A 20,858-nucleotide genomic window follows, 5' to 3' on the forward strand; every position below is an offset into this window, starting at 1 on the left:
GCCAGCGCTCGATCTTGCGCCGCTCGGAGACGGAAAGATGGGAAAACCGGATCTTCATTCTCAGCTCCTTGTCTGGTCCCAAACATCAAGGAACCATGAAAAGTCGCATTCCAGAATAGCGCGCACCAAGGCGCCACTCTGGATCCGATAATCAGTATTATGTCACTTTGATACCTGCCGCAGCAGGTAGATATCCATGATCCAGCCATGCTCCGCCCGGGCCTTCGCGCGGGTTTCCACGATCTGCGTGCCGACGTCGAAGAGTTTGCCCGCGATCAGAAGCTCCTCCTTCATGCCGACATAGGCGCCCCACCAGATGTGGAAACGTTCCGCGTCAAGGGTTTGGAAGCTGCATTGACCGTCCAGCATGACGACGGCGGTCTCCGCACCCTCGGGCCAGCCGTCCCGCAATTGGCGGCCGGTCGTGATGATCACGGGCCGGCCGATCTCGTTCAGCGTGACGCCATGGGCGGCGGTCAGGACCTGGATCGAGGTCAGGCCCGGGATCACGCGGGTCTCGGCGCCGAGGCGGCTCGCGATGCGCAAGGTGCTGTCGTAGAGCGACGGGTCGCCCCAAACGAGGAGCGCGACCTCGCGCGGCTCATGCGGTGCGATGGCGGCATGCCAGCGCCGCGCGATCTCGTCATGCCAGTCGTTGACGCCGGTCTCATAGTCACCGCTCGCGTCGCGGGTCGGATAATCGAACTCTGCCAAGGGGATAGGCCGCGTCAGCACCTGCGACAGGATCTGGAGCCGCAGGTCGGCGAGATCGGCCTTGGACTCTCCCTTGCGCGGGATCAGGATCAGGTCGGCGGCGTTCAGGGCCTTGGCGGCCTGGGCCGTGACATGGTCGGGATTACCCGTCCCGATGCCGATGAGGTTCAGCCTGTAAGTCCCCAATTTTCTTGTATCAATCATTCCATCAAGGGTCCCAGAAGGATCAAGGCCGGGCCGTCATGGGCCTGGGCCAAGGCCGCGCCAAGGTCAGCGACCGTCGACCGCGTGATCCGCTGATCGGGGGTCGAGACGCTTTCGGCCAGCATCGCGGGCGTATCGGGCGGCAAACCGGCCTTCACAAGCTCTGAAGAAAGCGCCGCAAAGGTCCGTTTTCCCATGAAAATCACCGTCGTCGCCAGGGGATCGGCGAGGGCTTTCAGGTTCAGGTCCGGCGGCATCCCCCCGGTGATATCGGCCCCCGTCACGAACTGCACCCGCCGCGCTGTCAGCCGACGCGAAAGCGGAATCCCCGCTGCCGCCGCCGCCGCAAAGGGCGAGGAGACGCCCGGCACGATCTCATAGGCAATGCCCGCCGCCCGGCAGGCCTCGATTTCCTCTTCCAGGCGGCCAAACATGCCGCTGTCGCCCGACTTCAGCCGCACAACCCTTTGACCGGACTTGGCATAATCGACCAGCAGGCGGCTCACCTGGTCCTGTTTCGGACTGACGCGCCCTGCCCGTTTTCCGACCCCCACCAGGTCGGCATCCGCCCGAGCCAGCGCCAGGATCGGCCCCGAGGACAGGTCGTCGAAGAGGATCGCATCGGCCTGAGAGATGAGCCGCGCGGCCTTGACCGTCAGAAGATCGGGATCGCCGGGGCCAGAGGAGACGAAGGAGACGAACATTCAAGCCTCGGCGATCATGTGGAAATAGGTCCCCGTCACGCGACCTCGCCGCGAGCCGGTCTCGGCCACGGGCTGCCCATCGGCATCCATGACTTTCGCAAGCGGTTCATCGGGTTGCGCGACGATATTCGAGTAGTGGAACTCATGTCCGCGACAGCGCGCGGCCAGGCCCGGAGGCGGATTTTCGATCTCGGCCAGGCGGTAGCCCAGGTGCATCTTGCGCTTCTCGAAAGAGGTCACCAGGCCGAGGAGCCCCGCCATCGGATGGCTGACCCCCTGGGCGTCCACCAGCGCCTCGCCCAAAACCATATAGCCGCCGCATTCGCCATGGATTGGGCCCGCAAAGCCGCGCAGGCCCGCCATGAAGCGCGTCGCCGAGGCGAGGCGGGGCCCGTGCAACTCGGGATAGCCACCCGGCAGCCAGCAGACATCGGCTTGCGGCGGCGCTTGATCGGCCAGGGGCGAAAAGGTCAGAATCTCGGCCCCCGCAGCCCGCCACCCGCTTAGAAGATGCGGATAGATAAAGGAAAAAGCCTCATCCCGAGCCAGGGCGATGCGCTGACCCGGGGGCGCAAGGCGCAAGGCGCCCTGCCCCGTGACCGGCGCCGAGGCCGCAAGGATCGCGTCCAGGTCGACATGGGTCTCCACCAGGTCCGCCGCCGCCTCCAGCACGGCCTCGAGCTCGGGCAGCTCTTCGGCCTGGACAAGCCCCAGATGCCGCTCCGGCACTTCGGCCCCCTTGCGACGCGGCAGGGCGCCCAGCACCGCAAGGCCCGCAGCCTCGACCCCCGCGCGCGCCAGACGCTCATGCCGCGGTGAGGCGACCTTGTTCAGGATCACCCCCGCCAGCCGCAGACCCCGGCGAAAGGCCTGGCACCCCAGGGCCACCGCCCCGCAGGTTTGCGCTTGGCCAGAGACATCAACCACCAAAACAACGGGCCAATTCAAAGCCATAGCCAGGTCGGCCGAGGCGCCGCGCCCAAAGGCCCCCGCCTGCGCCACGCCGTCATGCAGCCCCATCGAGCCCTCGGCCACGACCACATCGGCGCCTTGCGCCTCGGTCAGCAGCGCCTCGATCATCGGGCGCCCCATGGCCCAGGTGTCGAGGTTGAAGCTCGCCCGCCCGGTGGCCGCGCGGTGAAAGGCCGGGTCGATATAGTCGGGGCCGGATTTGAAGCACTGAACCGCCAGCCCCCTGCGCCGCAGGGCGCGGGAAATTCCCAAGGTCACCAAGGTCTTGCCCGAGCCCGACGAAGGGGCCGAGATCAGGAAGCCCTTCATGACGCCTCCGGAAAACGCGGTTCGGTGCCGCGCGGACGATAGCGGCGGTCATAGTCATCGGCGTAGAGGCGGCTCTCCTCGAAGCCTTCCTGGCCCAGGGCGCGGCCCACGAGGATCAGGGCGGTCCGATCGACCTCTGGCCCGACAAGGGCTTGAATCGTCGACAAAGATCCCCGGATCACCCTTTGATCGGGCCAGGTCGCGCGCCAGACCACGGCCACCGGGCAATCGCCCAGGATCGGCATCAGATCCGCCACGACCTGCGGCAGGGCGTGGATCGACAGGTGAATGGCCAGCGTCGCCCCCGTCGCGGCAAAGACCCTCAGATCCTCCCCCTCCGGCATGGCCGAAGCCCGCCCCGGCGTCCGGGTCAGAACCACGGTTTGCGCGAGGCCCGGAAGCGTCAACTCGGCCCCCAAGGCCGCCGCCGAGGCCGCAAAACTCGGCACGCCCGGCGTCACGTCATAGGGGATCCCCAGGTCGCGCAGGCGCCGCAACTGCTCTCCCATTGCCGACCAGATCGAAAGGTCGCCCGAGTGAAGCCGTGCCACATCAAGACCTTGCGCATGGGCCTCGGCCATTTCGGCCGTGATCGCCTCCAACGACAGGGGCGCGGTGTTGACGATCTTCGCCCCCGGCGGGCAATGGGAAAGCAGCGCCTCGGGCACCAGGGAGCCCGCGTAAAGGCAGACCGGAGAGGCGGCAATCAGGTCGCGGCCGCGCAGGGTGATAAGGTCGGCTGCCCCCGGTCCCGCCCCGATGAAATGGATCATGACACCTCCGCGACGGCTGCAACGGCCATGCCGTCGGTTGTTTTGACCTTGGCGACGACGAGGCGTGCGCCGGGGCCGGCTGCGGCCAGGGCTGCGGATTCCGCCACCGAGCCGGTCTTGTAAAAGAGCCGCGCAAGGGCGGAACCGGCGCGTTCCGAGGCCTGAAGCGCCTCTTGTGAGACCGCGTGAAAAGGCAGCCCCAAGTCACTGACAAGACGCTGCAATCCCGGCTCCATCGCCTTGCCTGCGACCGTCGCCAAGGCGTCATAGGGCGCCACTTGCGCCAGGGCCTCGGCCAGGCTCTCGGCGCTGACCCCCTTGCGAAACCCCAGGCCTGCGATCCTCATTTCACCACGCTCCATTGCACGACGGGCCGCGCCGCCTCCCAGCCGTGACGGCTGCCCAGAGGCCCGGCCTCGGCGATGTCGATACGCAGGAGCTGGCCTCCCCGCAAGCCATGCGCGGCATAAAGCAGCGCCTCGGTTTCCAGCGTCACGCCGTTCATCACCAGCCGCGCCCCCTCTGGCAAGCGCGGCCAAAGCGCATCCAAAAGCGCAAGACTGGCACCGCCACCGACGAAGACCGCATCGGGAGGCGGCAGATCGTCCAGCTTTTCCAAGGCCTTGCCGCGATGCAGATGCCAGCGGTGCGCAAGGCCGAAGCTCTCGGCATTGCCCTGCGCCCGGGTCGCGCGGGCCTCATCCGCCTCGACCGCATGGGCCGTGGCGCCCGGGGCCGCCAACAGGAACTCAATCGAGACCGACCCCGAGCCACAGCCGAGGTCCCAAAGCACATCCCCAAACCGCGGCGCCAAGGCGCTGAGCGTCAGAGCCCGGAAAGGGCGCTTTGTGATCTGGCCATCATGGTCGAAAAGCGTGTCCGGCAGTCCGGAGGCCAGGGGAATCCCCTGCCCCAGGGCCTCGATCCCCGCGATGACCGGCGCGGAAAAATGATAATTGCCGGCCTCTTGCGCCACAATCTTCATGTGACGTTCGCGCGTCCCGCCCAGGGCCTCTCCCAGGTGCAGCGTCGAGGCGCCAAAGCCCTGCGCCGTCAGAAAGGCGCCAAGCTCCGTGACGGCAGCCCCATCGCGCAGCGTCACGATGATCCGACGCCCCCGCCCCAGCACCGGCCGCAACCGCGAAAGCGGCGCGGCATGAAGGCCAAGGCACAGAACCTCCTCCATCCGCCAGCCAAGACGGTTGGCCATCCGTTGAAAGGTCGAAGGCGCGGGATGGCTGACCCACTCCCCGGGCTGAAGATCGGTCATGAGCGACCCGCCCGCCCCATGCCAGAACGGATCGCCAGAGGCCAGAACCACCACCTTCCTGCCCCGCGCGGCCAGGATCGGCGCGGTGGAAAACGGCACCGGAAAAGGCTCGCCAGCGACAGCAAGAAGCTCCAGGTGACGCGGGGCGCCGAAGACGATCTCGGCCCCGACCAGCGCTTCCCGGCTTGCGGAGGACAGCCCCTCCGGTCCATCTTCCCCCACACCGATGATTGTCACCCAAGGGTCAGACACGATGCGCATCCTTCTTCTGGGCGGCACGACCGAGGCGAGCCTGATGGCGAAAACCATTGCAGACCATGGTATTGCAGGCGTTTTCTCTTATGCCGGAAGAACGGATTCCCCGGTCATGCAACCCTTGCCGCAGCGGGTCGGTGGCTTTGGAGGCGTGGCGGGCCTGGTCGATTACCTGCGAAGCGAGGCCATCACCCATGTCATCGACGCCACCCATCCCTTTGCCGCGCAGATGTCCACCCATGCGGTCGCGGCCTGTTCCGAGACGGGCACGCCGCTGATCGCGCTGGAGCGCAAGCCCTGGAGGCCGGGGCCCGGCGACGACTGGCTCCTGGTGCCCAGGATGGAGGATGCGGTCCAGGCCCTGCCCTCGGCGCCCGCCCGGGTCTTCCTTGCAATCGGTCGCCTGCAGCTTGAAGTTTTCACTGCAAGACCTGAGCATCACTACATTTTGCGCCTGGTCGACCCACCCCGTGACCTGCCTTTTGCCGCCGAGGTCATCCTCTCGCGCGGTCCATTTGCCTATGAGGACGACCTGCGGCTGATGCAAGAGCGGAAGGTTCAAGTCGTGGTCTCGAAGAACGCGGGAGGGATTGGCGCGAGGGCAAAGCTCGATGCGGCGCGGGCGCTTGGGCTGCGGGTGATCCTGGTCGACCGCCCCCCTGTGCCGCCGCGCCACAGGGTCGAGACCGTGGCAGAGGTCATGAGCTGGCTTCATGCCGACCTCGGCGAATAGACCCAGCGCCCGACCCGCCGCGTGGCCGAATTCCCCAGGATCACCAAGGTCCGCATATCGGCCATCTCGGGCGTCGCCTCTTTCAGGGGCAAGGTCCGCAGGCTCTGATCGGGACGCGAGACATTGCGCGCGAAGGAAATCAACCTTTCACTGCAACCACTTGCAAGAAGAACCTCCAAAACTTTCGCGAAACCTTCGGGGCGAGAGGCAGAGCGGGGATTGTAGAAGGCCATGGCGAAATCCGCCTCGGCCGCCAGCCGCAAGCGTCGCTCGATCAGGGACCAGGGCTTCAGGTTGTCGCTGAGGTTGATGCAGCAAAAGTCATGGCCCAGGGGCGCGCCGAGCGTGGCCGAGGCCGCGAGCATCGCCGTTATGCCGGGATGGACCGCGATCTCGACCCCTTGCGCCTCGGGCCAGGTCTCCAGCGCTTCGAAGACGGCCGAAGCCATGGCAAAGACGCCCGGATCACCTGAAGAAACCACGGCAACTCTTTGACCTTGCAGCGCCATTTGCAAAGCATGGCGCGCACGGTCCAGCTCCACCCGATTGTCGGAAGGATGCAGCCGCAGCCCCGGGCCCGCCACCCGCTCGACATAGGGAATATAGCCCACGGCATCCGTGGCCTGGTCCAGAACCGCGCGGACATCGGGCGTGATGAGCGCCTCATCCCCCGGACCGATGCCGATGATATCGACGCGGCCCGTCATTCCAGGATCTCCGGGCGGCGTCCTTGACCGTGGACGAGGACGATGGCGAAATAGGGACATTCCCCCTCGACCTCGGCGAGGCGGCGGATGCGCTGGTTCGGCATGGTCCCGGCCTCGACCAGGAAGGCGGCGTCAAGCTTGCCGACGGCGTCCAAGGCTGCGCGGATCTTGGGCAGGTTGCGACCGGTCTTCATGACGACGAGGGCATCCGCCTCCGCCATCCGGGCCCGCATCACCTCCTCCGGCAGGGTGCCCATCAGCACCGATAGCACGTCGTCGCCCCAGGTGATCGGCTGGCCCGAGGCCGTCCAGCAACCGGTCATGCCCGTGATCCCGGGAATGACATCGATCTGAACTTTGCCCGCCAAGCGACTGTAAAGATGCATGAAAGAGCCATAGAAGAAGGGGTCTCCCTCGCAGAGGACGACCACATCCCTGTCTTGCAGCAAGCGCTCGAGCCGCCCCGCCCAATCGTCGTAGAAATGGGCCAAGGCGTCGTTGTATTCGACCGTGTCGAAGCGCAGTTCGGTCGTCACCGGATATTCCATCGCATGTTCGACCACATTGCCGCGCAACAGCCCCTCGACGATCCGCCGCGCCTGGCCCGCGCGACCGGCCTTGCGGAAATAGGCCACGTCGGCCGCTCCGGTCACCGCGCGGTGGGCGCGCAGCGACATGAGGTCGGGGTCTCCGGGTCCGAGGCCGGCGCAGATCAGCTTTCCCATGTCATTCCTTCCGCGAGGCCAGCGCATTGACCGCCGCCACCGTGATCGCCGAACCGCCGAGCCTGCCGCGCACGATGACCGAGGGCACCGGCGGCGCCGCAATCAGCGCCTCCTTGCTTTCGGCAGCGCCGATGAAACCCACCGGACAGCCAATGATCGCGGCGGGGCGCGGGCAGGTTTCATCCTCCAACATGTTGAGAAGATGGAACAAAGCGGTAGGCGCATTGCCAATGGCCACCACCGCGCCCGCCAGATGCGGTCGCCAGAGCTCCAGGGCCGCAGCCGAGCGCGTGTTGCCGATTTCAGCCGCCAGCGCCGGGACGGAAGGGTCCTGCAAGGTGCAGATCACCGCGTTCTTGGCCGGGAGCCGCGCCCGCGTGATGCCCTCCGAGACCATTTTCGCGTCGCAAAGGATCGGCGCCCCGGCCTCCAGCGCCGCGCGGGCCGCAATCGCCATGCCGGGCGAAAAGACCACATGCGGCGCAAGCTCGACCATCCCGGCGGCATGGATCATGCGGACCACGACGACCTCTTCCTCGGGCGTAAAGCGCGCGAGATCGGCTTCGCGGCGGATCGTCGCAAAGCTCTGCACATAGATCGTGGCGCCGTCTTTTTCGTATTGATGAGGCATTACATGGCCTTGGAGAAGGTTTCTTCAGTGATTTCGGCGGGCTTCAGATGCAGGCCCTCTGCCCCGGCGCGGGCGCCGCGTGCAAGGACAAAGCCCTGGCGCGTGGCAGAAAGCACAAAGTCTGCAGCGCCGGGATGCGCGCAGCCCTTGCCGCACCCAGAGACATGCAGCACCCCAGGGGTCAGGGGCGCCAGCCTTCGCGCGAGGTTTCGGGTCTCTTGCAAGGCCTGCGGACAGCCGGGCGCGCCGGTGCAGGCATAGACCTTCAGCCGGGGATCGGGGCCGATGATGGCCTCGGCAATGTCGGGCATCTTGGCACCGGGAAGGAAGACCATGCGCCAGGGAGTCATGCGAATCTCAGGCGCGGCCTGGGCGAGAGCTACAAGAGCTTCGGCCCGCAAGATGCCGAATTCAAAGGCAATAAGAGCGCCGTCCTCCCTTTGGCCCGGCAGCGGATCAGCCGCTTTCGGAGCCGGGATTGCGCCGGTGTCAAAGGGCAAGGCCAGGCGCTTCACATGGGCGGCCATGCGACCGCGCCCCTCGGTCACGCCACCGGTCTCGACGAACCAGCGCGCCAGGCGCATGGCTTCGGTCACCGCGGTCTCACGCGTCACGTCCATCCCGCCCGAGACCCCATCGGCCCGCAGGATCAAGCCCTTCGCGCCGCGCTCCAGTCGAATATCGGCAGGGGTATCGGCCAGGACCCGCCGCTCCCCCATATCCAGGGCAAAACCGAATTTGCCCGGTAAATCAGGGCCTTCTGCAATGGCCCTGTAAAGCTCCTCGGCCAGGTCCGCATCCGCTGTGCTGCGCCAGGGCGAGAGGACGACATTGCGCCGCCCCTCGACGGCAGGGTCCTGGTCCAGAAGACCAAGCCGCTCCAACACCTGCAAGAGCGGTCCATGAGAAGAGGCCGTGACCCCGCGCAGTTGCAGATTGGCCCGCGCGGTCAGTTCGATCACGCCATTGCCATGGGTCCGCGCGGCCTCGGCGATGGCGCGCAGTTGATCGGCGGAGAAGCTGGCGCGGCGCGGGCGGATGCGGACCACCAGCCCGTCACCGGATTCCATCGGCCGCAGGGCGCCGGGGCACCAGCCTTGCACTTTGAATTCAGGTGCTTGCACGATGAAGCTCCATTGCGATCGAGTTGCGGCGCGTCACATAGAGCCCCGCTTCGGCCAGGCGGCGGAAGCAGTCCTCCATTGCGGCAAGCGCTGCCGGATTTTCGCGCGAAAGGAAATCGCGCAGATCGTCGCGGCCGAGCGTCGCCTCGTGGTAGAGGTCGAAGAGATGCGCCGGCACGACCTGGGCCAGGTGGGCAAAGGCTGCCATGTGATCCAGCGTCGCCGCGATCTCGGCCGCACCGCGAAAGCCGTGGCGCATCATGGCATTGGCCCAGGCGGGGTTCTGGGCCCGGGCGCGCACGACACGGGCGATCTCTTCGCCCAGTGTCCGGGCCCGCGCGGTTTCCCCTGTTGCGTCAAGATGATAGAGCGCGGGCTTCACTTGCCCGATGCTCTCCATCGCCGCGGCGAACCCGGCTTCGTGGCTGGCATAATCCTGCGCCAGAAGCACGTCGCTCTCCGCGAGGTCCTGCGAATGGACGAAACTGTCCGCGCCCTTCAGCCGACCGATCAGCGCCGCCCGGGCCTCATGCGCCTCGCCATCCGCGCCGATGGCCCAGGAGGAGGCCGCGATCCAGGCCTCTCCGGCGGCCTTGCGGGCCTCGGGAGAGAAGTCATCCGCCCCCATGCCAAGCCCGTAACGTCCGGGCTCGGGCGCATAGACCCGGGGGGCGCGGGCGAGATAGGGATTGTCTTCGGGCGCTTCCTCCCGCAGGGCAAGCGCCGCGCAGCCGGTTTCAAAAAGCCCGGCAAGTCCCGGGAAAATATCGCGAAACAGGCCGGAGACCCGCAGCGTCACATCGATCCGGGGCCGTCCCAAAAGCGCCAGGGGCAGGATTTCGACCCCCGAGACGCGGCCCGCGCCCTCGTCCCAAATGGGCTTCAACCCCGCCAGGTGCAGCGCCATGGCGAAGTCCTCGCCAGCGGTGCGCATCGTGGCCGAGCCCCAGAGATCGACCACCAGCCCGTGCGGATAGTCGCCCTGGTCCTGCAAATGCCGCCGGATCAGCTCTTCGGCAAGCTTCACCCCCTGGGCATGGGCGGCGCGTGAGGGCACGGCGCGGGGATCGACCGAGAACAGGTTCCGCCCCGTGGGCAGCACGTCCGACCGCCGCGCGGGCGAACCGGCCGGCCCCGGTGGCACGAAACGGCCGTCGAGGGCCGTCAGCAGCCCTTCCATTTCCCCCGTCGCGCCAAAGACATGCAGCCCCTCGCCAAAGCGGCTTTCCTTGATGTCGCAGACGAAACGGTCGATGCGGGTGATGGCTTCGGCCGGAGAGGCCTCCTCGGGCAGGCCAAGGTCCTCCTCCAGCCCCTGGCCCCGCGCCTCTTCGCGGATCGAGCGGATCAGACGGTCGCGCCGGGCGGGGTCGATGCCATCGGCGGTGGAGTATTCGTCCAGAAGCCGTTCCAGACGCAGGAGAGTCTCAGGCGTCCCGGCATCGGCGAGGGGCGGCGGCAGGTGGCCCAGGGTCACGGCCCCCAGGCGGCGTTTCGCCTGGGCCGCCTCGCCGGGGTCATTGACGATGAAGGGATAGATCACCGGGCAAGGGGTCAGGGCCTCGGGCCAGCAGCTATCCGAAAGCGCCACCGATTTCCCCGGCAGCCATTCCAGCGTGCCATGGGCGCCCATGTGGATCAGCGCGTGGATGCCCTGCGACTTCAGCCACAGGTAAAAGGCGACATAGGCATGGCGCGGCACGCGGCTCAGATCGTGATAGCTGCCCTCACGGTCGGCCAAGGCCCTTTCGGGTTGCAGGCAAACCAGCAATCGGCCCATGCGCTGCGCCGGGAAGTGAAAGGCGCCGTCCTTGACCGAGGGGTCATCCTCCGCCCTGCCCCAGACCGCCAAATCCGCGCGAAGTTCGGCGGGCAAGATCTTCAAGGCATGCAGATAATCGGAGACCGGCCATGTCAGGTCTTCCAGCCGAAGCGCCGCTGGCGCGACGTCATAGCCCTCGTGACCCAGGCGCGCGGCGACCGCTTGGCAAGAGGCCAGCGCGTCCAGCCCCACGGCATGCGCCATCTGATGCGCCCGTCCGGGATAGGTCGACAGCACCAGCGCCAGGTCGCGCTGACCCTTGGGCGTCGCCCCCAGGTGCAGCCAGGCGCAGACCCGGTCGATGGCCGCCCGCACCCGGTCAGGATCGGCGCGATGGGCGAACCGGGAAAACTGCAGGTCGGGATCGCGCTTGCCCGGCGATTTGAAGGACACCACGCCGAGCCCGATGCGGCCATCGACCTCGGGCATCACGACATGCATGGCCAGATCGGCGGGAGAAAGTCCGCGCGCCGAGCCCGCCCAATCCCGCCGCCGCGCCGTGGACAGGGCCACCTGGAAGACCGGCGCCCCGGTGTCCAGCGGAGACCCGTGCTCTCCCCGCGCCGAGAAGGCCGTCGCATTCACCACGGCGAGGGGGCGAAGCCTTCCCAAGGCGCTGGCCACCCAGTCGGCAGAGCCGCCCTTCAACGAGGGGGCGAATATCCCATAAGTCGGCAGGGCCCGCGACTGGCATTCGCGGATCAAGGCATCGACCGCATCGGTATCAGCGGCGGTCAGATAGCTGCGGTAGAAGACCACCGCCACGCCCTTCGGCTCTCCATCGGCCACGACCCCGACCCCGGGTTGGTAAAACCCGCAATCGGGGACCTTTTTCTCGCCCAGAACCGGAGGCGCATAAAGCCCCGCCGCCAGCGCCAGTTGCGCGAGTGCCGCCTGGGCCGCCACCGCGCCCCCCGCATCGCAAAGCGCCGACAGCCGCCGCAGGGTCGAAACCGGCAGGGTCGAAAGCTCATCCAGCCGCGCATCGGGCCGCCCATCTGCGGGCAGCACCGCGAGCGCTATCCCTCGCCGCCGTGCCAGGTCCTGCAACGACGCCAGCCCATAAGCCCAATAGGCCTCACCCCCAATGAGCCGCACCAGGATCGCCTTGGCCCCCTGCGCTGTCTTCTCGACATAGGTATCGACCGAGACGGGATGTTTCAGCGCCACGAGATTGCAAAGCCGCAGGCTCGGCAAATCCCCCGCCGCCCGCTTCCACCCCGCCGCAAAGGCGCCGAGGTCGCTGTCGCTGAAAGACAGAACCACCATATCCGCAGGCGCCTGGTCGGGATCGAACGGCGCCGCCGTTTCCTCCAACCCATGGCTCTCGCGGAAGGTGACGTGCATTCAGGCCCCCAGGACCGCGTGGATGGCCGAGGCGTCGATATTGCCCTTCTCGCCGATCACCACGAGATGCCCCGCGCGATGCGCGCCCCAGGGCCGGTCGTATTGGTGACGCACCCGCGCCCCCACGGCCTGGACCAAAAGCCGCATCGGCTTGCCCTTGATCGCGACATAGCCCTTGACCCGCAAAGCCCCGCCCTCGGTCAGATGGCCGATGGCGGTCAAAAGCTGGTCGACCGAGTCCATCTCCGGCAGGTCAACCGAGACAGAATCAAAATCGTCATGCTCATGGCCATCCTCTCCGTCGTGATGAGACGGCCGCGCGGCCAGGTCATCCTCGGCCGCCTTGCCCAGCCCCAGGATCACGCGGGGATCGACCACCCCATCGGTCACCGGCAGAACCGGGAGCACCCGGCCCTTCTCCTCGGCCTCAAAGGCGATGACCTTGCGCGCGGCCTCAAGCCCGGCCTCGCCAGCCAGGTCGGCCTTGGTCAGCAGAACGATATCGGCGCAGGCCAGCTGATCCTCGAAAACCTCGCCGAGCGGCGTGTCATGTTCCCCGGCGGCAATCTGCGCCTCGGTCAGTTCTCCGGCGAAAACCCCATTGGCCACGGCTTCCGCATCGGCCAGCGTGATCACCCCATCCACCGTGATCAGCGACCGGATGCCCGGCCAGTCGAAGGCCTTCAACAAGGGCTTCGGCAGCGCGAGGCCCGAGGTCTCGATCAGGATGTGATCAGGCCGCTTCGGGAGCCGCAGCAGGGCCTCGATCGTCGGGATGAAATCTTCGGCCACGGTGCAGCAGATGCAGCCATTGGCCAGCTCGACGATGTTCTCTTCCGGGCAGTTCTCATCAGCGCAGGACTTCAGGATCTCGCCATCGACCCCCACCGTGCCGAATTCATTGACCAGCACGGCGAGGCGTTTCCCTTGAGGGTTGGCCATCAAATGCCGGATCAACGTGGTCTTGCCCGCGCCAAGGAAGCCGGTGATCACGGTTACGGGGATTTTGGACAGGTCCATGTCAGGCCTCCATCGGGGGAATACGGGCAAGCGACTGCTTGCGGAAGATCACGGGACGCTCGCGCCATGGCACGAGACCGTCAGGGGTGCGGGCATAGGCCGCCGCGCCCGCAAGGATATCGGCGGCATTCTCGGGCACCATCCGGCCATAGACATAGCCCCAGGCGCCCTTCATCGACAAGGCGACGGCCGCCCCGGTGTTGCAGGCGCTGAGGCAGTCCACGGGGATGACCTCGACGCCCTCGGGGGACTCCAGCGCGGCGACGGCCTCCCAGAGCTGCGCCCCCATAGGCTTCTCGCCCTCGGGAACCGCCAAGCCCGCCTTGCAGGTCATGCAGATATGCAGTCGCGCGCCCATCTTACCTTTCAGGGGATATGCAGCGACAGAGGGGCCAAGAGCCCAACCGCCGCGGAACACCCCGTCCGCCCAAGTTCCCAAAGCTGGCAGGTCTCCCGGCTTGCGGAGGGTTCCCGGTCGCCCGCCTTCCCAAGGTAAACCTCAGTGGCCATGGGCGACCTCTCCGGTCACGGTCGCGGGGGCGGCTGCTTCCAGGCTTTCGACCTGTCGCATTCCCTTTTGGTCTGTCGTATGCCAGACACCAGCTTCGCCCCTGCTGTGGCAGGATGTCATGGATACGTCAAGGATAAGAGCCGCCATGTCAGACCCCGAAACCGACACGCCCCTTTCGGAAGAGGCCCGCCACGCCGCCAAGATGGCCAAGAAGAAGGCCGCCCGCGACAAGATCATGGCGGGCAAGTCGGGCGAAAAGGGCCTGGTCATCGTCCATAGCGGAAGCGGAAAGGGCAAAAGCTCTTCGGGCTTCGGCATGATCCTGCGCTGCATCGCGCATCAGATGCCCTGTGCGGTCGTCCAGTTCATCAAGGGCGCCTGGGACACCGGTGAGCGGCGCCTTCTGACGCAGAACTTCGGCGACCTCTGCCAGTTCCACGCCATGGGCGAGGGCTTCACCTGGGAGACCCAGGACAAGGCCCGCGACATTACCGCGGCCCAGGCCGGATGGGCCAAGGCGAAGGAACTGATCGAGGACCCCGAGATTCGTTTCGTCCTCCTGGACGAAATCATCATTGCGCTGCGCTATGGCTATCTGGACGAGGCCGAGGTGTTGGCGACGCTGGCCGAGAAGCCGCCCCTGACCCATGTCTGCCTGACCGGCCGTGGCGCCTCCGAGGCGCTGATTGCGGCGGCCGACCTCGCCACCGAGATGACGCTGGTCAAGCACCCTTTCCGCTCCGGCATCAAGGCCCAAGCCGGGGTCGAGTTTTGAAGCTGGTCGCCTGGGATTTCGACGGGGTCCTGAACCGGGGTTACCGGGGCGATTTCTTCGCCTGGCAAGAGAGCTTCCGCGCCGATACCGGGGCCGACCCCGAGCGTTTCGCCGATTATGTCTGGGGCACGGGGCGCTTCGAGGCGGTCCTGGCCGGAGAGCGCGACCTTCTGGACCTGCTCGAAGCCTGGCGGGAGGCGCATTCCGTGGCCATGCCCGCGCGGGAGGTGCTGGACTATTGGCTGGCCAAGGACATCGTGCTGGATGACCAGGTGACCGCCTGGGCCTCGGTCTGTCCCCTGCCCGGCGTGATCGCCACCAACAACGAAAAACACCGGGCGGGCTATATCTGGGACTGCCTCGGCGCCCATCGCTTCCAGCGCATCTTTGCCTCGGGGGCGATGGGGGTGCGCAAGCCCTTTGCGGGGTTCTATGCGCAGATCGAGGCCTGGGCGGGGCTGGAGCCTGCCGATATCCTGCTGATCGACGACGCGGAAAAGAACATCAAGGCAGCGGAGGAGCGCGGCTGGCGGGTCTTCCATTTCACCGAAGACACGCGGGACCGGCTTCCCGAAGTTCTGGGGATTAGCGCATGAAAAGCCTGATGATCCAGGGCGCGGGCAGCAATGTCGGCAAATCCATGCTGGTGGCGGGGCTTTGTCGCGCCATGGTGCGGCGGGGCCTCTCGGTCGCGCCCTTCAAGCCGCAGAACATGTCGAACAACGCCGCCGTGACGGTGGATGGCGGCGAGATCGGCCGGGCGCAGGCGCTTCAGGCCCTCGCCTGCGGGCTGGAGCCGCATACCGACATGAACCCGGTGCTGTTGAAGCCCGAGTCGGAGGTGGGCTCCCAGGTCGTCGTCCAGGGGCGGCGGGTGGCGACGGTGAAAGCGCGGGAATACGCGGCGCTGAAACCCTCGCTGATGGAACCGGTGCTGGAGTCTTTCCATCGCCTGAAAGCCGCCCATGACCTGGTGATCGTCGAGGGCGCGGGCTCTCCGGCCGAGGTCAACCTGCGCGCCGGAGACATTGCCAACATGGGCTTTGCCGAGGCGGCGGGCGTGCCCGTGGTCCTGGTGGGCGATATCGACCGGGGCGGGGTGATCGCGCAGCTGGTGGGGAGCCAGGTCGTGCTGGACCCCGAGGATGCCGCCCGGATCAAGGGCTTCATCATCAACAAGTTTCGCGGTGATCCCAGCCTCTTTGACGACGGCTACCGCATGATTGCCGAGCGCACGGGTTGGCAGGGCTTCGGCACGCTCCCCTGGTTCCGCGACGCCTGGCGGCTCCCGGCCGAGGATGCGCTGGATATCTCCGCCTCCCCCCACAAGGGCGCCAAGGTGGTCTGCCTGCAGTTCAGCCGCATCGCCAATTTCGACGACCTCGACCCGCTGAAATCCGAACCCGGCATCGAGGTCGTGATGCTGGGCGCGGGCCAGCCCATCCCGGGGGATGCGACGCTTGTGATCCTGCCGGGGTCGAAATCCACCCGCGCCGACCTGGCCTTTCTGCGCCAACAGGGCTGGGACACAGACCTCATCGCCCATTACCGGCGCGGAGGCCGCATCCTGGGCATCTGCGGCGGCTACCAGATGCTGGGGTTGGAGATCGACGATCCGCAAGGGATCGAAGGCGCCCCGGGCTCGACCCGGGGCCTCGGGTTCTTGCAGGTGACCACCGAGATGACACCGGACAAGCGGCTGACCCGGACCAAGGCCCGGCATCTTGCCAGCGGCCTTACACTGGAAGGCTACGAAATCCACATCGGCCGCACCGAGGGCCCCGACCGCACCCGCCCCTTTGCCGAGGTGGAGGGCCAGTCTGAAGGCGCCATCTCGGAGGATGGGCGGGTGACGGGGTCTTACCTGCACGGGCTCTTCGCCTCGGATGCCTTCCGCGCCGCCTTTCTGCGGGCGCTGGGGCTCCCGGCCTCGGACCGCAACCATGGGGCGGAGGTCCAGGCCACGCTCGATGCCCTGGCCGACCATGTCGAGGCGCATCTGGATGTCGCGGGGCTGATCGACTTGGCGCGGTGAGGGGCCGCGCGGCATGAATGGCCTTGGCAGGCCAATATGCCACTGCGGCGGAAGCCGGGGGGCTGCCGCCCCCCGGACCCCCTGCCCAAAGGGGAGCACGCTCCCCTTTGGAAACCCCGCTTACAGGGTTTCCAGGTGGCTCCATTCCGTGAGGCCGGGAAGGCCGAGACGGAGCCAGCCCTTGGACCAAGGGAAGATGCGGCTCCAGATGCCGTGGCGGGCGAGGAACTCTTGCGCGGCCCTTGCGTCGCCGGTCTCATAGGTGCGGAAAAGATGCGTGCCGCCGACGAGGCTCCAACCCCAGGCGGCCGCCAATGCATCCAGCCGCAGGGCCTCCGCGCCAAGGCGTGCCGTCGTGGCCTCTGCCCAGGCACGGTCCAGGAGAGCCCGGGCGCCGACCTCCAAGGCTGGGCCGGAGACCGGCCAGGGGCCGGCAAGCTCCGCCATCCGCGCCACCAGGGTCTCCTCCCCCAGCGCAAAGCCCAGCCGCATGCCTGCCAGGCCATAGAACTTGCCGAAGCTCCGCAGCACCATCAGCCCGGGGCCGGCCTGATCGGCCACCGAGACCTGCGGAACCGGATCGGCAAAGCTCTCGTCCACCACCAAAAGCCCGACCTTGCCGCGCAGGGCCAGGACCTGATCCCGCGACCACATCCGCCCATCGGGGTTGTTCGGATTGACCACCACGCCGATATCGGCCCCCGCCAGCGCCTCCAGCGTCGCAACCGGCTCCACCCGCCACCCTTGCGCCCCAAGGCAGGCCGCATGTTCGTTGTAGGTGGGCGAGACCACCCGGGCGAGACCCGGAGCCATGACCCCCGGCACCATCTGGATCGCCCCCTGGGCGCCGGCCAGAACCACCAGCGGCGCCTGGGTCCCATAGGCCTGGCGCGCTGCCTGGATCAGGGCTTCATGCGCAGACTTACGCGGTAAGGCTGCGAAACTCTCTGCCGAGACCGCGACCGGATAGGCCTCGCGGTTGATGCCCGTCGACAGGTCGATCCAGGTCGCACCGCCGAAACGCGCCTTCGCCGCCTCGATATTGCCGCCATGATCCCTCACAAGAGCGCCCCCAGGACCATGACGAGCGCCATGACGCCCATGGCCCGCAGATAGGCCACCAACCCGCGCCCGAGGTCATAGGGCGTGGGGTCCGGGGCGCCCGCGTTGACGAAAGGCTCCGACGACAAAGCCCCGTCATAGACGCGCGGCCCCGAGAGCCTGACGCCAAGCCCCCCCGCCAGCGCCGCCTCGGGCCAGCCGGCATTGGGGCTGCGGTGGTGGCCCGCATCGACCAGCATGACCTTGAGCGCCGTCCGCCACCCCGACCCCGAGGCCGCGACGAAGAACAGGGCCGTCAGCCGCGCGGGCACCAGGTTCACCAGGTCATCGAGCCGCGCCGCCGCCCAGCCAAAGGCCCGGTAACGCGGGCTCATATGGCCGATCATCGAATCCATCGTGTTGATCGCCTTGTAAGCCGCAATCCCCGGAAGCCCCAGCAGAACGCCCCAGAACAAGGGCGCCACGACCCCGTCCGAGGTGTTCTCGGCCAGGGACTCCAGGGCCGCCCGCGCCACCCCCGCCTCGTCCAAAAGGTTCGGATCGCGCCCCACGATCATCGCCACGGCATCGCGCGCGCCTTGCAGATCGCCCCGCGCCAGGGGCCGCGCCACCCGTGCCACATGGTCATAAAGCGACCGCGCCGCCACCAGGGGCCAGGCGAGGATCCCGGTCAGCACCGCGCCCCAAAGCCCGCCCGGCAAGGCCCAGACCAGGAGCTGAGCCGCGAAGGCCGCGACGCCGGTGACGAGGAGGCAGACCCCCAGCCCCTTCAGCCGCCGCAGCGCGAAACCGTCGGTCCCAAGGTTGAACCGCCGCTCGAGCCGGTCGATCAGCCCGCCGAGCCAGGTCACCGGATGGCCGATCCGGTCATAGATCCGGTCAGGCCAGCCCAGGACCGCATCCACCGCCAAAGCCAGAACCATGGTTCCTGCGAACATCTTACCCTCCCGCGCTGAACCGGGTGATCTTGCAAAACCCCGCCGCGCGCAAGTCTGCCTCCGCCGCCCTGGGCGCCATTCCCGGCGCAAAGATCAATCCCCGGGCGCTTCCGGTATGGGCGATGAGGAATCCCAGCGCGCCATGACGCGCGGCCAGGGCCTCGGTCGGATCGCCCTTGGGGCCGCGCAGGCCCAAGCACCGCTGGGCCGAGGCGCTGGCGACCTGGGCCAGGGCTTGCAGGTCGGCGCCCCGGATCCTTGCGGCCAGGTCGGTGACATCGGGAAAGGCCAAGTCGCGCGGCTCGGTCCGCTGGGCCTCTCCCCAAAAGCCGCCCAGGACCTGGAAGCGCGGCAGGGGCGGCAAGAGGTCCAGGACCCGCCCCTCACGCGAAGCCCAGATCAGCCGTTCGGGATGGGGAAAGACCAGCGGGTCAGAGGCGCCCTCGATCTCGCGCACCAGTTCGATCAGCTCGGGCGAGGGCGGAACACCAACCGCTCTCGCCAAGGCCACGAGCCCCGCGGTCGAGGCCCCGGCCCCACCTCCCGGCGGCATGGTGACACGCAGGGTAAAGCGCCCGGCCAGCGGCAGGCCAAGGCCGATCAGCAGCGCTTTCAGCCGCAGAAAGCTGACCGCCGGGCTGCCATAGAGTGTAAGGTTGCGCGAGGGCCTGACCCGCGCCTCGGCCCAAAACCCCGGACAAGGGCAGGTCACCAGGGCCAGGGGACCATCCTCCCCCAGCCTGCCCTGCAAGATCTCTCCGAAATGGCCCGCGACCTTTGTCATGCGCGTTGCCTGCCAAAGCGAGGGGGGCAAGACAAGAGGCAATCGGACAAGCCCCCTTCCGTTGACGTCGCAAGCCAAGGGCAAATCCAACCGGACCGCGCCGAACCGGCGCTCACGACACAAGAAGCGAATCGTAGAAGCCTACCCAGTCCTGCGGCTCGGGAACACGGTGCATATAGGCGCCACGTTCAGACCCCGAAAGCCCGCGAAACCAAACGAGAAAGTCCATCCAGTATTCCTCGCCCGGCCCCATCCGCCACCCTATGCTCCCCGCAGGAATGTCCGGCAAGAAGAGCCAGGGTGGTTCCATGGGGTTGCTGTATCGCGCCCGCGATGCCGCCAGCTGCTCGGCAAGCCAGGTCAATCCATCCTTGCGGATGTCATCGGGGATCGGTTCAGTCTGGTGTCGGCCGCTGCGAATGAAATCCGCCAGCCGCTTCATCGGATCCGTCACTTCTGAAGCCTCACGGGCCGAACCGACACGACTTGGGGGAGATGGCGCACCCAGCACGATTCGAACGTGCGACCTTTGCCTTCGGAGGGCAACACTCTATCCAGCTGAGCTATGGGTGCCTGAGCGCTTCTATAGCGACAGCCGCGCCGGGGTGCAACGCCAAAGCGGGCGATTTTCACGCGGAGGCGCGCGGGAAAATTCCGATGGCCCGGCCAGAGACTTGGCAAGCGCGGGGCCAAGGGGCAAACTCCCCCCATGTATCCCGGTCCCGCCCCCCTGGCCCCCGTTCCCCGCCCGATGCTCCTGCCCGTGGGGCTCACGACGCTTGCCTTCGCGGGGCTTGTGGGCCTGGCCTCTGGGTCGCTGGTGCCGGCCTATTACCCGATCCTGTTGGCCCTCGGCGCGCTGGCCTGGACAAGGCGCGCGACCTTTGCCGCAAGGCTCAGCCGCGCCTTAAGCGCCCTTCCCCTGGGCCTGGCCATGGTCGCAGCCGGCTACCTGGCGGTGATCTTCGAAGAGACGCTCGCGGGCCTCCTCCACGCAATGACCGAGGGCGCCGGGCCGCTTCGGATGCTTCAGGCGGCGGGCCAGTTCATCGCCTTCAACCTCTTCGCCTTTACCGGCATCATCCTCTCCCTCGCCTTCTGGCACCGCAAACTGGCCTTCGGGCGCTGGGACCTGTTCCTGGCGGCGGGCGGCTGGGGCCTCTTCTCCGAGGGCAGCCTTTTCGCGCTGCTGGCCAATCCCGTGGCAGGAGCCCTGCTGATCCTGCCCAATATGGCGGTCTATGCGGTGATCCTCTGGCCCCTGACCCTGATCTGCCCGCCCGAGGCGCAAGGCACCGTGCAGCGACCCCTTGCCCTGCGGCTGGTGCTGATCTGGCTCACCGCCTTTGCGCTCTCGCTCCCGCCCATCGTGGCGGTCAGCTGGCTGCGGGCAACGCATGGTGACTGGTTCCCGGCCTGCGCCTATATCGCCTGCTGATTTCA

Annotated in this window: 22 protein-coding genes, 1 tRNA gene and 1 riboswitch; of the genes, 5 read left to right on the forward strand and 18 right to left on the reverse strand. The window is 67.3% G+C overall.

Features of this window, described 5'->3' with window-relative positions:
• Positions 1 to 162: 162 nt before the first annotated feature.
• The 6 genes from cobF to cbiE are packed head-to-tail and all read right to left on the reverse strand — an operon-like array spanning position 163 to position 5,198.
• On the reverse strand, positions 163 to 918 hold the full coding sequence (gene cobF / locus GV832_RS00005) for a precorrin-6A synthase (deacetylating) (protein ID WP_168772768.1): 756 nt from the start codon (positions 916 to 918) through the stop codon (positions 163 to 165).
• Positions 915 to 1,622 (reverse strand): uroporphyrinogen-III C-methyltransferase, encoded by a 708-nt coding sequence (cobA, locus tag GV832_RS00010; protein WP_168772769.1) that lies wholly within the window; start codon positions 1,620 to 1,622, stop codon positions 915 to 917. The genes cobF and cobA overlap by 4 nt, the downstream gene beginning before the upstream one ends.
• Positions 1,623 to 2,903 carry a cobyrinic acid a,c-diamide synthase CobB gene (locus GV832_RS00015; RefSeq protein WP_168772770.1) on the reverse strand — a complete coding sequence of 427 codons (1,281 nt, stop codon included), beginning with the start codon at positions 2,901 to 2,903 and terminating at the stop codon, positions 1,623 to 1,625.
• A complete protein-coding gene (gene cobM / locus GV832_RS00020; protein ID WP_168772771.1) occupies positions 2,900 to 3,676 on the reverse strand; it encodes a precorrin-4 C(11)-methyltransferase in 777 nt (258 codons plus the stop codon). The genes GV832_RS00015 and cobM overlap by 4 nt, the downstream gene beginning before the upstream one ends.
• Complete coding sequence (locus GV832_RS00025; protein WP_168772772.1) at positions 3,673 to 4,023, reverse strand: cobalamin biosynthesis protein; 351 nt, start codon at positions 4,021 to 4,023, stop codon at positions 3,673 to 3,675. The genes cobM and GV832_RS00025 overlap by 4 nt, the downstream gene beginning before the upstream one ends.
• The gene (cbiE, locus tag GV832_RS00030) at positions 4,020 to 5,198 is read right to left on the reverse strand and encodes a precorrin-6y C5,15-methyltransferase (decarboxylating) subunit CbiE (RefSeq protein WP_168772773.1); all 1,179 of its coding nucleotides are present in this window, start codon (positions 5,196 to 5,198) and stop codon (positions 4,020 to 4,022) included. Before cbiE ends, GV832_RS00025 begins: the two co-directional genes overlap by 4 nt.
• A gap of 1 nt (position 5,199) precedes the next feature.
• Here cbiE and GV832_RS00035 point away from each other — a divergent pair, with 1 nt between their 5' ends.
• Positions 5,200 to 5,934: a cobalt-precorrin-6A reductase gene (locus GV832_RS00035; RefSeq protein ID WP_168772774.1), complete on the forward strand. Its 735-nt coding sequence runs from the start codon at positions 5,200 to 5,202 to the stop codon at positions 5,932 to 5,934.
• Here the strand turns inward: GV832_RS00035 and cobJ are convergent.
• The 7 genes from cobJ to GV832_RS00070 are packed head-to-tail and all read right to left on the reverse strand — an operon-like array spanning position 5,913 to position 13,668.
• Positions 5,913 to 6,641, reverse strand: a complete 729-nt coding sequence (gene cobJ, locus GV832_RS00040) for a precorrin-3B C(17)-methyltransferase (RefSeq protein WP_168772775.1) — start codon at positions 6,639 to 6,641, stop codon at positions 5,913 to 5,915. The two genes, GV832_RS00035 and cobJ, sit on opposite strands and share 22 nt — an antisense overlap.
• Positions 6,638 to 7,366 (reverse strand): precorrin-2 C(20)-methyltransferase, encoded by a 729-nt coding sequence (locus GV832_RS00045; RefSeq protein ID WP_168772776.1) that lies wholly within the window; start codon positions 7,364 to 7,366, stop codon positions 6,638 to 6,640. Before GV832_RS00045 ends, cobJ begins: the two co-directional genes overlap by 4 nt.
• 1 nt (position 7,367) lies before the next feature.
• Positions 7,368 to 7,997, reverse strand: a complete 630-nt coding sequence (locus tag GV832_RS00050) for a precorrin-8X methylmutase (RefSeq protein WP_168772777.1) — start codon at positions 7,995 to 7,997, stop codon at positions 7,368 to 7,370.
• Positions 7,997 to 9,121, reverse strand: coding sequence for a precorrin-3B synthase (gene cobG, locus GV832_RS00055; protein ID WP_168772778.1), 1,125 nt, complete (start codon positions 9,119 to 9,121; stop codon positions 7,997 to 7,999). The genes GV832_RS00050 and cobG overlap by 1 nt, the downstream gene beginning before the upstream one ends.
• A complete protein-coding gene (cobN, locus tag GV832_RS00060; protein ID WP_168772779.1) occupies positions 9,108 to 12,290 on the reverse strand; it encodes a cobaltochelatase subunit CobN in 3,183 nt (1,060 codons plus the stop codon). The genes cobG and cobN overlap by 14 nt, the downstream gene beginning before the upstream one ends.
• The gene (cobW, locus tag GV832_RS00065; RefSeq protein WP_168772780.1) at positions 12,291 to 13,310 is read right to left on the reverse strand and encodes a cobalamin biosynthesis protein CobW; all 1,020 of its coding nucleotides are present in this window, start codon (positions 13,308 to 13,310) and stop codon (positions 12,291 to 12,293) included. It lies immediately after the preceding gene.
• A gap of 1 nt (position 13,311) precedes the next feature.
• Complete coding sequence (locus tag GV832_RS00070; RefSeq protein WP_168772781.1) at positions 13,312 to 13,668, reverse strand: DUF1636 family protein; 357 nt, start codon at positions 13,666 to 13,668, stop codon at positions 13,312 to 13,314.
• A gap of 68 nt (positions 13,669 to 13,736) precedes the next feature.
• A riboswitch (cobalamin riboswitch) is annotated at positions 13,737 to 13,929 on the reverse strand.
• A 37-nt stretch (positions 13,930 to 13,966) separates the two neighbouring features.
• Between GV832_RS00070 and cobO the strand changes: the two genes are divergently transcribed.
• Genes cobO through GV832_RS00085 form a run of 3 tightly spaced genes read left to right on the forward strand, consistent with a single transcriptional unit; the run spans position 13,967 to position 16,631 of the window.
• Complete coding sequence (gene cobO / locus GV832_RS00075; protein ID WP_168772782.1) at positions 13,967 to 14,596, forward strand: cob(I)yrinic acid a,c-diamide adenosyltransferase; 630 nt, start codon at positions 13,967 to 13,969, stop codon at positions 14,594 to 14,596.
• Positions 14,593 to 15,192, forward strand: coding sequence for an HAD family hydrolase (locus GV832_RS00080; protein ID WP_168772783.1), 600 nt, complete (start codon positions 14,593 to 14,595; stop codon positions 15,190 to 15,192). The genes cobO and GV832_RS00080 overlap by 4 nt, the downstream gene beginning before the upstream one ends.
• On the forward strand, positions 15,189 to 16,631 hold the full coding sequence (locus GV832_RS00085) for a cobyric acid synthase (RefSeq protein WP_168772784.1): 1,443 nt from the start codon (positions 15,189 to 15,191) through the stop codon (positions 16,629 to 16,631). Before GV832_RS00080 ends, GV832_RS00085 begins: the two co-directional genes overlap by 4 nt.
• 120 nt (positions 16,632 to 16,751) lie before the next feature.
• Here the strand turns inward: GV832_RS00085 and GV832_RS00090 are convergent, their stop codons facing one another.
• From GV832_RS00090 to GV832_RS00110, 5 genes are all read right to left on the reverse strand, one after another.
• Positions 16,752 to 17,693, reverse strand: coding sequence for a threonine-phosphate decarboxylase (locus GV832_RS00090; protein ID WP_168772785.1), 942 nt, complete (start codon positions 17,691 to 17,693; stop codon positions 16,752 to 16,754).
• On the reverse strand, positions 17,690 to 18,631 hold the full coding sequence (gene cbiB / locus GV832_RS00095; RefSeq protein ID WP_168772786.1) for an adenosylcobinamide-phosphate synthase CbiB: 942 nt from the start codon (positions 18,629 to 18,631) through the stop codon (positions 17,690 to 17,692). The genes GV832_RS00090 and cbiB overlap by 4 nt, the downstream gene beginning before the upstream one ends.
• Before the next feature lies 1 nt (position 18,632).
• Entirely contained in the window at positions 18,633 to 19,415 is a 783-nt protein-coding gene (locus GV832_RS00100) for a propanediol utilization protein (protein ID WP_168772787.1), read from the reverse strand.
• Positions 19,416 to 19,527: 112 nt separating this feature from the next.
• A complete protein-coding gene (locus GV832_RS00105) occupies positions 19,528 to 19,857 on the reverse strand; it encodes a hypothetical protein (RefSeq protein ID WP_168772788.1) in 330 nt (109 codons plus the stop codon).
• Positions 19,858 to 19,911: 54 nt separating this feature from the next.
• Positions 19,912 to 19,988, reverse strand: a tRNA-Arg gene (locus GV832_RS00110).
• Positions 19,989 to 20,124: 136 nt separating this feature from the next.
• Here GV832_RS00110 and GV832_RS00115 point away from each other — a divergent pair.
• The gene (locus tag GV832_RS00115) at positions 20,125 to 20,853 is read left to right on the forward strand and encodes a hypothetical protein (protein WP_168772789.1); all 729 of its coding nucleotides are present in this window, start codon (positions 20,125 to 20,127) and stop codon (positions 20,851 to 20,853) included.
• The last annotated feature ends 5 nt before the right edge of the window (positions 20,854 to 20,858 follow it).

Source organism: Stagnihabitans tardus (genome assembly GCF_009925085.1).
Taxonomy (GTDB): Bacteria; Pseudomonadota; Alphaproteobacteria; order Rhodobacterales; family Rhodobacteraceae; genus Stagnihabitans; species Stagnihabitans tardus.

Bases quoted from the DNA above. Each gene is read 5' to 3' on its own strand.
- cobF (WP_168772768.1), bottom strand. From the start codon at position 918: ATGATTGATACAAGAAAATTGGGGACTTACAGGCTGAACCTCATCGGC.
- cobA (WP_168772769.1), bottom strand. From the start codon at position 1,622: ATGTTCGTCTCCTTCGTCTCCTCTGGCCCCGGCGATCCCGATCTTCTG.
- GV832_RS00015 (WP_168772770.1), bottom strand. From the start codon at position 2,903: ATGAAGGGCTTCCTGATCTCGGCCCCTTCGTCGGGCTCGGGCAAGACC.
- cobM (WP_168772771.1), bottom strand. From the start codon at position 3,676: ATGATCCATTTCATCGGGGCGGGACCGGGGGCAGCCGACCTTATCACC.
- GV832_RS00025 (WP_168772772.1), bottom strand. From the start codon at position 4,023: ATGAGGATCGCAGGCCTGGGGTTTCGCAAGGGGGTCAGCGCCGAGAGC.
- GV832_RS00035 (WP_168772774.1), top strand. From the start codon at position 5,200: ATGCGCATCCTTCTTCTGGGCGGCACGACCGAGGCGAGCCTGATGGCG.
- cobJ (WP_168772775.1), bottom strand. From the start codon at position 6,641: ATGACGGGCCGCGTCGATATCATCGGCATCGGTCCGGGGGATGAGGCG.
- GV832_RS00045 (WP_168772776.1), bottom strand. From the start codon at position 7,366: ATGGGAAAGCTGATCTGCGCCGGCCTCGGACCCGGAGACCCCGACCTC.
- GV832_RS00050 (WP_168772777.1), bottom strand. From the start codon at position 7,997: ATGCCTCATCAATACGAAAAAGACGGCGCCACGATCTATGTGCAGAGC.
- cobN (WP_168772779.1), bottom strand. From the start codon at position 12,290: ATGCACGTCACCTTCCGCGAGAGCCATGGGTTGGAGGAAACGGCGGCG.
- cobW (WP_168772780.1), bottom strand. From the start codon at position 13,310: ATGGACCTGTCCAAAATCCCCGTAACCGTGATCACCGGCTTCCTTGGC.
- GV832_RS00070 (WP_168772781.1), bottom strand. From the start codon at position 13,668: ATGGGCGCGCGACTGCATATCTGCATGACCTGCAAGGCGGGCTTGGCG.
- cobO (WP_168772782.1), top strand. From the start codon at position 13,967: ATGTCAGACCCCGAAACCGACACGCCCCTTTCGGAAGAGGCCCGCCAC.
- GV832_RS00085 (WP_168772784.1), top strand. From the start codon at position 15,189: ATGAAAAGCCTGATGATCCAGGGCGCGGGCAGCAATGTCGGCAAATCC.
- cbiB (WP_168772786.1), bottom strand. From the start codon at position 18,631: ATGTTCGCAGGAACCATGGTTCTGGCTTTGGCGGTGGATGCGGTCCTG.
- GV832_RS00100 (WP_168772787.1), bottom strand. From the start codon at position 19,415: ATGACAAAGGTCGCGGGCCATTTCGGAGAGATCTTGCAGGGCAGGCTG.
- GV832_RS00105 (WP_168772788.1), bottom strand. From the start codon at position 19,857: ATGAAGCGGCTGGCGGATTTCATTCGCAGCGGCCGACACCAGACTGAA.
- GV832_RS00115 (WP_168772789.1), top strand. From the start codon at position 20,125: ATGTATCCCGGTCCCGCCCCCCTGGCCCCCGTTCCCCGCCCGATGCTC.